Source organism: Chryseobacterium rhizoplanae (genome assembly GCF_900182655.1).
Taxonomy (GTDB): Bacteria; Bacteroidota; Bacteroidia; order Flavobacteriales; family Weeksellaceae; genus Chryseobacterium; species Chryseobacterium rhizoplanae.
Map to the genome: position 1 here is coordinate 517,316 of NZ_FXTC01000001.1, position 12,076 is coordinate 529,391.

At 36.7% G+C, this 12,076-nt stretch carries 10 protein-coding genes; 3 read left to right on the forward strand and 7 right to left on the reverse strand.

The window, feature by feature from the left end; all coding sequences use genetic code 11:
* Positions 1-1,108 precede the first annotated feature (1,108 nt).
* The 7 genes from FN817_RS02300 to FN817_RS02330 all read right to left on the reverse strand — a co-directional run bounded on the left by FN817_RS02300 (position 1,109) and on the right by FN817_RS02330 (position 9,152).
* The gene (locus FN817_RS02300; protein ID WP_142716539.1) at positions 1,109-2,467 is read right to left on the reverse strand and encodes a M28 family peptidase; all 1,359 of its coding nucleotides are present in this window, start codon (positions 2,465-2,467) and stop codon (positions 1,109-1,111) included.
* A 4-nt stretch (positions 2,468-2,471) separates the two neighbouring features.
* Positions 2,472-3,830, reverse strand: coding sequence for a M28 family peptidase (locus FN817_RS02305; RefSeq protein ID WP_142716540.1), 1,359 nt, complete (start codon positions 3,828-3,830; stop codon positions 2,472-2,474).
* A gap of 1 nt (position 3,831) precedes the next feature.
* Positions 3,832-5,235: a M28 family peptidase gene (locus FN817_RS02310; protein WP_142716541.1), complete on the reverse strand. Its 1,404-nt coding sequence runs from the start codon at positions 5,233-5,235 to the stop codon at positions 3,832-3,834.
* Between the two features lie 55 nt (positions 5,236-5,290).
* A complete protein-coding gene (locus FN817_RS02315; RefSeq protein ID WP_142716542.1) occupies positions 5,291-6,535 on the reverse strand; it encodes a DUF1015 domain-containing protein in 1,245 nt (414 codons plus the stop codon).
* A gap of 2 nt (positions 6,536-6,537) precedes the next feature.
* Entirely contained in the window at positions 6,538-7,503 is a 966-nt protein-coding gene (locus FN817_RS02320; protein ID WP_142716543.1) for a D-2-hydroxyacid dehydrogenase, read from the reverse strand.
* 121 nt (positions 7,504-7,624) lie between these two features.
* On the reverse strand, positions 7,625-8,689 hold the full coding sequence (serC, locus tag FN817_RS02325; protein ID WP_142716544.1) for a 3-phosphoserine/phosphohydroxythreonine transaminase: 1,065 nt from the start codon (positions 8,687-8,689) through the stop codon (positions 7,625-7,627).
* A gap of 112 nt (positions 8,690-8,801) precedes the next feature.
* Positions 8,802-9,152, reverse strand: a complete 351-nt coding sequence (locus FN817_RS02330) for a 4Fe-4S binding protein (RefSeq protein WP_047375361.1) — start codon at positions 9,150-9,152, stop codon at positions 8,802-8,804.
* Between the two features lie 59 nt (positions 9,153-9,211).
* Here FN817_RS02330 and FN817_RS02335 point away from each other — a divergent pair, with 59 nt between their 5' ends.
* Genes FN817_RS02335 through FN817_RS02345 form a run of 3 tightly spaced genes read left to right on the forward strand, consistent with a single transcriptional unit; the run spans position 9,212 to position 11,459 of the window.
* On the forward strand, positions 9,212-10,246 hold the full coding sequence (locus FN817_RS02335; RefSeq protein WP_142716545.1) for an acyl-CoA reductase: 1,035 nt from the start codon (positions 9,212-9,214) through the stop codon (positions 10,244-10,246).
* Between the two features lie 48 nt (positions 10,247-10,294).
* On the forward strand, positions 10,295-10,732 hold the full coding sequence (locus tag FN817_RS02340; RefSeq protein WP_228451446.1) for a peptidylprolyl isomerase: 438 nt from the start codon (positions 10,295-10,297) through the stop codon (positions 10,730-10,732).
* 37 nt (positions 10,733-10,769) lie between these two features.
* Complete coding sequence (locus tag FN817_RS02345; protein WP_142716547.1) at positions 10,770-11,459, forward strand: Bax inhibitor-1/YccA family protein; 690 nt, start codon at positions 10,770-10,772, stop codon at positions 11,457-11,459.
* Positions 11,460-12,076: the final 617 nt, after the last annotated feature.

Consider the following 12,076-nt stretch of genomic DNA (forward strand, 5'->3'; position numbering starts at 1 on the left):
TATACTAGATATGAATTTGAATCAGTGGAAAAACTGAAAATCCACAGAAAACCTTTTTTCTCATCCTTAGTGTTTTTTTAATTTTTTCTCAATATCTTACATGCCAATATTATGCCAAAACATGATTTTGTCGATTAACACTTGGTTTCATGAGACTGATGAGCGCTGTATGGAAGCTTGTTTTTATCTATTATTTCCTTAAACAAAGAAAAATTTTCTATCTTTAAGGTTAAGTTGCTTGAAACAAAGAAAATATTACGGTGCAATTATTTTTATATATTTAAAATACTTTAAAATTACTTAGAACGTGCATCGGGAAAGTTTAAAGATAGCATCACTAATCTTAAAAACCACAAATGCCACAAATATTTTGCACAAATTTCACAAATAGAATAGTAGCAATCAATTGATCAAAACACGGGTACAATCATCTGTGTGAATCTGTGAAATCCATGGTTATAAAATCGACATAAGTTTTGTCTGGAGCCTTTGGAAGGTTTCTATAACGGATTAACAGGCTCCTTCGACTAAGCTCAGGATAATAACGTTACTATTGAATTCGTGTCATTCGTGAAATCATTAGTGCCATTTGTGTTTAAATCTAATAAACCACAAATATTTTCGCACAAATCTCACAAATAGAAGAACACAAAAGAAAACATACGTAATCATCTGTGCCAATCCGTGAAATCTGCGGTTATAAAAAATATAATCACTATAAGTTTTGGTTAAAGACATCGGAAGATAATCATACAAGATAAACGGGACTTCCTTCATCTACGCTCAGGATAATAACGTTCCTATTGAATTCGTGTCATTCGTGAATCATTAGTGCCATTTGTGTTTAATCTAATAAACCCACAAATATTTTCGCACAAATTTTACAAATAGGAGAACACAAAAGAAACATACGTAATCATCTGTGCTAATCCGTGAAATCTGCGGTTATAAAAAAATAATCACTATAAGTTTTGGTTAAAGCCATCGGAAGATAATCATACAAGATAAACGAGTCCCCTTCATCTATGCTCAGGATAATAACGTTTCTATTGAAATAATAAAAAGTCTATAAAAACAAAACCGTCTCTAAAGACGGTTTTTATATTTGTTACCAGTTTTTATCAATCATATAAATAATCTGTGTCAAAGCTGTAGCTCCTAGTAGAAGCTCTCTTCGGTTCACCTTTTCAAAAGTATCTTCTTCTGTATGGTGAATGTCGAAATAACGCTGAGAATCCGGCATCAATTCAGCGGCAGGAATTCCCATGTCATGAAGCGGGTAGAGGTCTGTTCCGGAAAACCGCTCTTCAAAATTATACACTCCGTAAGGAAGGAATAGGTTTGACCAGCCTTTGATCTGATTTCTTTTGACATTATCCATATCCAGGGCAATTCCTCTTGGTGCAAAACCTCCGGCATCCGTTTCTATCGCAAAAAGATGTTTTTCATTCTTCTCTTTTACCGTTTTACCGTATTGAATTCCGCCTTTTACTCCGTTTTCTTCATTGGCAAAGCAAACTACTCTGATGATATGGTTATTTTGTATTCCCATCTTTTTAAAAGTTCGCAAAACCTCTATACTCTGAACAATTCCGGCTCCGTCGTCATGAGCGCCTTCACCTACATCCCAGGAATCAAGGTGTCCGCCGACAACAATAACGCTCTGGTCTTTTTTACCGGTAATTTCCCCGATTACAGAATGGGAAAGCTTTTCGCCTTTCATACCGCAGTTGGAATTAAGTTTAGCGCTGATTTTCTGGCTTTTCAGTAAAGCTTCCAGTTCATCTGCTGTTGTGCTTCCGATAGCTACGGCCGGTATTTTGGAGACTTTATCTTCGTAGCGCATGGCTCCTGTGTGAGGTACATCATCAAAAGCGGAAGAAAGTGATCTGACGATGGCAAACTTACCTCCTTTTTTAGCCGTTAAAGAAGCTGCAGTAGTTCTGTATTTTGCAGCATCACCATAGGCTTTGAAAGTCTCGACAAATGACTGGCTGAAAGGGTAATTGAAGAATACAATTTTATCTTTCACCTTTTCAGCCGGAAGTTTGTCGTATTCTTCCATAGATTTTACCATAATAATTTCTCCCGAAACATCTTTTCCTCCTGTTCCTTCAGAATTTCCAAGGGAAAGCATCTTAAGACTCTTCCATTTTCCGTTAGCAGCCTGGATGTGCAGGGACTCTTTTCCTCTTTCCCATACCGGGATCATGACTTCCTGAAGCCATACTTTATCAGCTCCGGCATCACGGAGTTTTTGTTCTGCCCATTTGACAGATTTTTCATAGGCTTCAGATCCGCTTAAACGGTGACCTATGTTTTTTGTAAGCTCTCTCAGCTCTGTATATCCTTTTCCATTGTTCAGGATTTCTGTAGAAATTTTTCTGAACTGGATAGAATCTTCTTTAGACTGGCCAAAAGCAGCCATTCCAACAAGTAATAATGAAGTTCCAAGTATCTTTTTCATTGTTTTACCAATTTTTATCAATCATATAAATAAGTTGTGTCATTACCGCTGAACCAAGCAGCAGTTCTCTTCGGTTGACTTTTTCAAAAGTATCTTCTTCGGTGTGGTGAATATCAAAATAACGCTGCGGATCAGGAACCAGTTCAGCTGTGGGAACTCCCATCTCATGGAGCGGAGCAATATCTGATCCGGAATATTTCCCTTCGAAATTATAAACCCCATAAGGTAAAAACAGGTTGACCCAGCTTTTGATCTGATTTCTTTGAGAGTCATCCATTTCGAGGGAAATCCCCCGTGGTGAGAAACCTCCGGCGTCTGTTTCTATAGCAAAAAGATGTTTTTCGTTGTTTTCTTTAGCAATTTTGCCATATTGTTTTCCGCCTTTCGTTCCATTTTCTTCGTTGGCAAAGCAGACGGCGCGGATAGTATGGTTGTTCTGTATCCCTAATTCTTTAAATGTTCTCAAGACCTCGATACTTTGTACAATTCCGGCTCCGTCATCATGAGCGCCTTCACCTACATCCCAGGAATCAAGGTGACCGCCGACAACAATAACGCTCTGGTCTTTTTTACCGGTAATTTCCCCGATTACAGAATGGGAAAGCTTTTCACCTTTCATTCCACAGTTGGAATTGAGCTTTGCTGTCACTTTCTGTTTTTTCAACAGCGTTTCCAGTTCATCAGCAGAAGTATTTCCGATGGTAATGGCTGGTATTTTTGAAATGTTTTCATCATAGCGCATATTGCCTGTGTGAGGAACATCGTCAAGAGCGGAAGAAAGTGACCGGATGATGGCAAATTTACCTCCTTTTTTAGCCGTTAATGAAGCGGTGGTTCGTCTGTAAGCACTGGCATCGCGGTAAGAAATGAAAGTCTGTACATTTTCCTGATTAAAAGGATAGTTGAAAAATACAATCTTATCTTTCACCTTTTCTGCGGGAAGTTGATCATATTCTTCAAGCGATTTTACCATAATAATTTCTCCTGAAACATCTTTTCCTCCTGTTCCTTCAGAATTTCCAAGGGAAAGCATTTTAATACTTTTCCATTTTCCGTTTGAAGTCTGGATGTGCAGAGATTCTTTTCCTCTTACCCATACCGGGATCATGACATCCTGAAGCCATACTTTATCAGCTCCGGCATCCCGGAGTTTCTGTGCAGCCCATTGTACTGATTTCTCATACGCTTCAGAACCGCTTAAACGGTTGCCTATCGTTTTGGTGAGCTCTCTCAGTTCATTGTATCCTTTGCCATTGTTCAGAATTTCTGTGGAAATTTTTCTGAACTGGATCGAATCTTCTTTAGCCTGACCAAAAACAGCCATTCCAAAAAGCAATAATGAAGCTCCTGCTATCTTTTTCATATTACCAGTTTTTATCAACCATAAAAATCATTTGTGTGATGGCTACTGCTCCGAGAAGCAATTCTCTTTTATTCACTTTGTCAAAAGTATCCTGTTCGGAATGGTGGTAATCGAAATACCTTTGGGTATCAACTACCAGCTCTGCTAAGGGAATATCAAGCTTTTTTAAAGGAGAAATATCCTGAATTGCCTCAGTTTGGTCGAAATCATAAACGCCATAAGGAAGAAAATATTCTTTCCATGGATAAATCAATCGTCTTCTCTGAGGTGACATATCCAGAGAAAATCCTCGTGGAGAATAACCTCCTGCATCTGTTCCTAAAGCAAAAACATGTTTTTCATCTCTCTTTTTTACAAAAGCGGCATACATCTCGCGGCCCTGGCCTCCGTTTTCACTATTGGCGTACAGGACTACCCGGATGGTATGGTTATTTTCGTATCCAAGCGCTTTCAGTGTTCTTAAAACTTCGATACATTGTACAACACCGGTTCCATCATCAATAGCACCTTCGCCAAAATCCCACGAATCAAGCTGAGCGCCTAGAAGAATGACTTTAGAATCTTTCTTACCTTGAATTTCAGCAATAATGTTAGGATTTGTAGTGTCTCCTTTTGATTCAGCAGTCATATTGATTTTGGCCATGACCTTTTGTTTTTTCAATGTTTTTTCCAGTTCATCTGCAGATCTTACTCCAATGGATAAAGCAGGAATTTTAATTTTATCATCCGGTTCATAATAAATCATTTTAGCATGAGGAGTATCATCATTGGCGGTTGTAAGTGATCTTATAATTAATCCTTTTGCGCCTGTTTTGGCAATGATAGAAGCGGAAATTAATTTTGATTTTGCAGTCTGTAAATAGGAGTCACTTGTATTGATGATTTTCGGATCCATAGGAACGTTCACGAAAACGATCTTGTCTTTTAACTGTCCTATGGACATGGCATTAAGCTCTGAAGTGGAATTAATCAAGACAATTTCACCTGTAAGGTCTTTTCCTCCTGTTCCTTCAGAGTTTCCGAAAGAAAGCATTCTGATATTTTTCCAGTCTCCATTTCCTGCTTTTATTTGTAAAGATTCTTTTCCTCTGATCCAGACAGGTGCTTTGGCTTCCTGTCTCCAGATCATGTCAATACCAATTTCCTTGAACTTTTTTTCTGCCCATTCTACGGCTTTTGTATAACCGGGACTTGCACTGAAACGTGATCCGATTCCTTTCGTAAGTTCTCCAAGATTGTCATAAGCCTTACCATTGGTCATGATTTCATCTGAAATTTTTCTGAACTCATCATGATAATTGAATTTGGCAAGCGTTGTTTTTTTTGCCGGATTTTTTTGTGGCTTTTTTTGAGAAAATAAAAATCCACTCAAAAAGAGTGGAAGTATAATGAATATTTTTTTCATTTTTTATTTACCTTTCTTTTTCCTCTGATAAAAGTAGGGAAAAAATAGGAATTTATTAAGGTTTCATATCGTACATTACCAGGGCTGTAATCAATTTTGGTTCAATAAATGTACATTTTGGAGGCATACTTAATTTTAAATCCGAAATTTTAATCATATCATTAAAACTTACAGGATAAATTCCGAAACCAACTTTGCCTTCACCGCTGTCTACCTTCTCTTTTAAAAGATTTATTCCGTTGATGTTTGAAGTTCCTTTTACATAAGAGATAAGTTCAGAGCTGTCCGGATCTTCAATTTTTAGGATATTTTTGAAAATATACTTGTCAATAAGGTGGTGATCCAGGTTATCAAGAGACATCTCTTTGGAACGAAGATCATGCTTCACGTGAAGAGAGTAGAACTTCCCATCCATATACATTGAAATGTGGAATTTTTGAGAAGGGTAGTAGGAGGTTTCTCCTTTTTCATGAATAAGGAAGTATTTTTCAAGTTCCTTCAGGAAATCTTCGGGAGAAATGCCATTCAAATCATGTAAGATTCTGTTATAATCATGAATTTTAATCGACTGATTGGAAACAATAAAACTGTATACAAAGTTGTAAAGTTCTGTACCGTTATGTTTTTTGTTTTTCTCCTTATGATATTTTGCATTTATTGCTGTAGAACCAATTCTATGGTGCCCGTCAGCAATATAAAATGAATCAATCTGATCTATTACTTCTTTAAACTGCTGTAGTTTCAGACGGTTGTCTATTCTCCAGATTTTATGTCTGATACCGATAGTATCTACATGGTTGAAGATAGGAACGTTTTTCTCCTCATGATTCATCAGCAGCTCAATTTTTGAGTTGGCCGGATAGGTAAGGAGTACGGGTTCTGCCTGCAGATTTACTTTTTCAAGGTAATGAGCTAGTTTTTCTTTTTTCTGAGGAATGGTACTTTCATGTCTTTTGATTTTTCCATTCCAGAAATCTTCAATACTCGCTAATCCCAGAAGTCCTCTGAACACCTGTTTGTTGGGGTAGATCTGCTCATAAAGATAGTAAGCTGAATTATCCTGGACCAATTTCTTCTCGTCCAGAAGTTCTTCAAATGTAGAACGGATCTTTCGCAGATTCCGGTCAATATCTTTAGATTTACTTACAACATAGGGCTTAATCATATTGATGTAAGTATTTTCAACTTGAGCTTTCTCTGCAATCTCTTCCTGGGTAAAATTATCCAGTGGATGCGTAGGGAAAGTACTCTCAAAGTCTCTATGAGGTCTTATTCCACGGAAAGGTTTAAAAACAGGCATATTTATCTTATAGTTTCTTTTTGTAGCTTAATAATTTGTTCAGCAAGTTCGATACCGATTTTTTCCTGCGCATCCACTGTATTTCCGCCAACGTGCGGAGAAAGAGATAATGCAGGGTTCATCAGTAAAGGAAGTTCGGGGCTTGGCTCATTTTCAAAAACATCCAATGCTGCTCCGGCTATTTTTCCTGATTCAATAAAATCGATTAGTGTCACTTCATTGATGACACCTCCTCTTGCAGTATTTACAATATAGACTCCGTCTTTCATTTTTTCAAACTGAGGGGTATCTATAATATATTCATTCGTTTTCGGCGTATTGATACTGATGAAGTCCGCATCTTTCAGGAATGCATCCATATCATTGGTGGAAGTGATTTCAAAGTCGACAGACTGTCCGTTGAAGAAGTTCAGGGTAAGAACTTCCGTTTTTGGGCTTCTTGTCAGAACGGTTACTTTCATTCCTAAAGCAATTCCTATTTTAATAACTTCCTGGCCAATACTTCCAAAGCCAATTACTCCTAATGTTTTCCCTGAAAGTTCATAGGCATTGCTGAATGACTTTTTCATAGCACTGAAATGAGTATCTCCTTCCAAAGGCATCAGTCTGTTGGATTCGTGAAGGAATCTTGCCAGTGAAATGAAATGTCCGAAAACTAATTCTGCCACTGATTTTGAAGATGCTGTAGGGGTATTGATTACTTTAATACCTTTGCTTCTGGCATATTCCACATCAATGTTGTCCATCCCGATACCGCCTCTTCCAATGATTTTAAGGCCGGGACATGCATCAATCAGTTCCTGTCTCACTTTCGTCACACTTCTTACAAGAAGGACGTCCACATTATTATCGTTGATAAAATTAATAACGTGATCCTGAGCGACTCTATTGTCCAGGATTTCAATTCCAGCTTCTTTTAAAGCGTTTTCTCCTGCTTTTGAGATTCCATCGTTTGCTAAAACTTTCATGAATTATTTGATTTAAAGATTGAAAAATGTAATATTTCAAAATTTTAAAACTGAGGTGCAAATTAATAAATTTAAATTAACTGCTTTTCACTCTTTCAATCTTTGAATTTTTAATACTTTATTATTTGATTGATTTCATTACATCCACCAAAACCTGTACGCTTTCAATAGGTAAGGCGTTGTATAAACTTGCTCTGTAACCGCCAAGGCTTCTGTGTCCGTTCAATCCACTGATACCTGCCGCTTTCCATGCATTGTCAAATTCTTCTTTTTTGCTTTCGTCTGTGATTTTGAAAGAAACATTCATCAGTGAACGGTCTTCTTTTACGCAGAAAGTTTCAAATAGGGGATTGCTGTCGATTTCATCATATAAAAGCTTTGCTTTAGCTTCATTTCTTTGTTCTGCAGCTGCAATTCCTCCGTTTTTTTCAAGATACTGAAGGGTAAGCAAAGAAGCATACACAGGAAATACCGGCGGCGTATTGTACATTGATTCTTTAGCGATGTGCTGAGAATAATCAAGAATCGAAAACATATTTTCTCTTCCTGTTTTTCCAAGAATTTCTTTTTTGATCACCACTAAAGTAACTCCTGCAGGTCCCATATTTTTCTGAGCACCGGCATAGATCAAATCAAATTTGGAAAAGTCCAGCTGTCTTGAGAAAATATCAGAACTCATATCACAAACCACCAGCGTATCCACTTCAGGGAAAGATTTCATCTGAGTTCCATAAATAGTGTTGTTCGAAGTACAGTGGAAATAATCGTATTCTGAACCAACCGTATAATCTTTAGGGATAAAAGAGTAATTTTCTTCTTTTGAAGAACCTACCACATCTACCGTTCCTACTTTTTTTGCTTCTTTGATGGCTCCGGCTGCCCATGTTCCTGTATCCATGTAAGCTGCTTTTCCACCTACTTTCATCAGGTTGTAAGGAACCATTGCAAATTGCAGGCTGGCACCTCCTCCTAAATAAAGGACTTCATAATCATCACCAAGATTCATTAGTCTTTTTACAATTGCACGCGCTTCGTCCATTACAGCTACGAAATCCTTACTTCTGTGAGAAATTTCAAGAAGAGACAATCCTATACCGTTAAAGTCCAGAATAGCCTGTGCTGATTTTTCAAATACCTCCTGTGGCAAAATACATGGCCCTGCGCTGAAGTTGTGCTTTTTGTTCATATTTTTTATTTTTTGGTTTGCTTCCGGATTGTATAATCCTTCAGCTTTATTTTTGGTTACATTGGGTTTTTGGACAAAAAAACCGCCTCACAGATGATGAGACGGAATTTTTTTATTCGCCGTGTAAGAATGCTTTTTTATTAAGAAGAGATTCTTCAGATTCTACGTGATCCTCGTCAGGAACGCAACAGTCTACAGGGCATACCGCCGCACACTGAGGTTCTTCATGGAATCCTTTACATTCTGTACATTTATCTGTTACAATGAAATATACATCATCACTTACAGGTTCCTGTGGTGCATCTGCATCTACAGTAAGTCCGGACGGCATTGTAATCGTACCTTGAAGAGCCGTACCGTCAGAAGCTTTCCAATCTACAGCTCCTTCATATATTGCATTGTTGGGACATTCTGGTTCACAAGCCCCACAATTAATGCATTCATCAGTTATTTTAATAGCCATCGCTAATTTTTTTTAAATTTGCACAAAATTACAAAATATTCCCCAATTTTAAAGTAATTATGAATACCGAAAATCAAGTTTTAGGACTTATTAAATTAAGTGACTATATAAAAGCGTTTTTAGCGAAGAAACCGGAAGATCACAATGAGGATGATGCAGATTTTGAATTATTATTGAAAAGGTCTGAAATAGAAAATCCATGGTTTACTATTGATAATCAGAAATTTGCTTTACAGCAATGGGCAGGTCTTTTGACTGAAGAAAACATCAAAAAGTGGCTGGGAAATTATTCAACCTCTAAAGTATCAAAAAGAGTTGGACTTATTTTAGCCGGAAATATTCCTTTGGTGGGCTTTCATGATGTGATGTCTGTGGTGTTGAGCAATCACATTCCTGTTATTAAACTGTCTTCAAAAGATAAATACATGGTTCCGTTTTTATTAAAAAAATGGAATGAGTTTTCTGACGGAAATGTAGTGTTTGAGTTTGTAGAAAGATTAGAAAATTTTGATGCTGTAATCGCTACAGGAAGCAATAATACAGCCAGATACCTGGAATATTATTTTAAGAATCATTTAAGCATTATCCGTAAAAACAGAACTTCTGTTGCCGTATTGAAAGGTGATGAAACGGAAACGGAACTACAGCTGCTGGCAAAAGATATTTTCCAGTATTTTGGGCTTGGATGCCGTAATGTGACGAGAATTTTTATTCCACAGGACTTCGTTATTGACAGGCTGTTTGAGAGCTTCATCGGATTCCAGGATATCATCAATCATAATAAATATGCCAATAATTATGACTATAACAGGGCAGTTTATCTTTTAAATCAAGATAAATTCTGGGATAATAATTTTGTGATGCTGAAAGAAGATGATAAACTTTTCAGTCCGCTTTCTGTAATCAATTTCAGCAGATATGACTCTTTGGATGACGTAAAAACATTTATTGCTGAAAACGAAGAAAATATCCAGTGTGTGGTGTCTAAAGAAGAGTTGGGATTGAATGCTATTCCTTTTGGAGAAGCACAAAATCCAGGACTTGATACTTATGCAGATAATGTAGATACAATGAAATTTTTAGAACTGGTCTGATTTTCGTATCTTCCATCACTTATTTCACCAGATAACAAAATGAATACTATGAAAAAATTATTGCTGGGAATTGCTCTCGTGGGTGCACAGCTGATGTTTGCTCAGAAAGTAGCAGGTGTAAAGGTTGAGGGTGGCCAGAAGAAAGAGCAGCCGGCTGCTATAAGTAAGGAGAAAGTAAGTCTGTATAATGATAACTTTCTTAAGTTTGTTGAGGCTTTACAGGCTTCTGACCGTAAGGCAATTGATGGATTACTTTCTGAGAAGGTAAAGGAAATTGTAACGGATGATGTTCTTAAGAAAGTAAAAGATGGCATTGATCCCAATAAAAAGCTTGAAATCTTAAAAGCAGGATATTACAAAACGATGGATGGTATTAATCATCCAAGTATTAAGTATAAATATACAGGGGAATCATCATCCAAAGAGGCTATTACGGCTGTATTTGAGGATGACGGAAAAATTCTGGGTGTATTGCCTGCGAAATAGATAAAATTTATTTTCGATTAACTAAAAAATATTAACTATGATGACAGACGTTTTAGTTGCTCATTCTTCTGATGTGGAGAAGGCGGCTTTTTACAAGAAGACCTATTTGCATGTTGCTTTATCTATTCTTGCATTTATTGGAGTTGAAACGATATTATTGAAAACGGTTCCGAAAGAAATTATTTTCATGATGTTTGCTCAGAAATATATTTGGTTACTAATCATTGGCGTTTTCTGGTTAGCTTCTGTTTTGGCTTCTAAATGGTCACTTTCACAAAGTAAGTCTACTCAGTATCTGGGATTAGGATTTTACATTCTTTTGGAAGCGATTATTTTTATGCCTCTGCTTTTTATTGCAACCAATATGGCAGGCGGTTCCAATGTAATCTTCCAGGCTGCTACTTTAACGATTGCGATGTTTGCAGGTATTTCCGCAGTGGCGTTTACTTCTAAAAGAGATTTTTCTTTTCTGAGAAATATCATTGTAATCGGTGGGTTTATCTCCATCGGACTGATTGCAGGAGGAATGATCTTTGGTTTTAACCTTGGATTATGGTTTTCAGTAGGAATGGTAATTTTAGCTTCGGCTACTATTTTATATCAGACAAGTAAATTAAAAGACTCCTACGGGACAAACCAATATGTGGGTGCGGCATTGCAGCTTTTTGCTTCTATTATGCTTCTTTTCTGGTATATTCTAAGCATTCTGATGAGCAGAAGAAACTAATTGATTTTTTATCTTTTAAAATAATAGTCCCGGTGATTTTTCATCGGGATTTCTTTTTTTAACACAAATTGTACAAATGATTTCACGGATTACACAATTGAAGAGGATTGGGATTTATTTTATAACCACAGATTTCACAGATAGGCACAGATGATTGTGTGTTGACAGAATAATTTCACATTCTCTATTTGTGAAATTAGTGCAAAAATACTTGTGTTATTAGTGGTTTTTAAGATTAAACACAAATGGCACGAATGATTTCACGAATAACACTAATTTAATAGGGGATATTTTACCTTAGATCATTATGGTGAATTCAATAGGAGCGGGCTTTAGCCCGCTTATCTTATGGGTAATGTCTCAATGGCTTTAGCCAAAAATTATATTGATTTTAAAATTGTTTTTATAACCACGGATTTCACAGATTGGCACAGATGATTGCGCATATTTTTTGATGAATAAATTTCTCATTCTTCTATTTGTGCTATTTGTGGTTTTTAAGATTAAACATAAATGTCACTAATGGCTTCACAAATAATACGAATTCAATAGGAATGGGCCCGTTTGACTTTAAATGAATATTTTTCAATGGCTTTAGCCAAAATTATATTGATTTT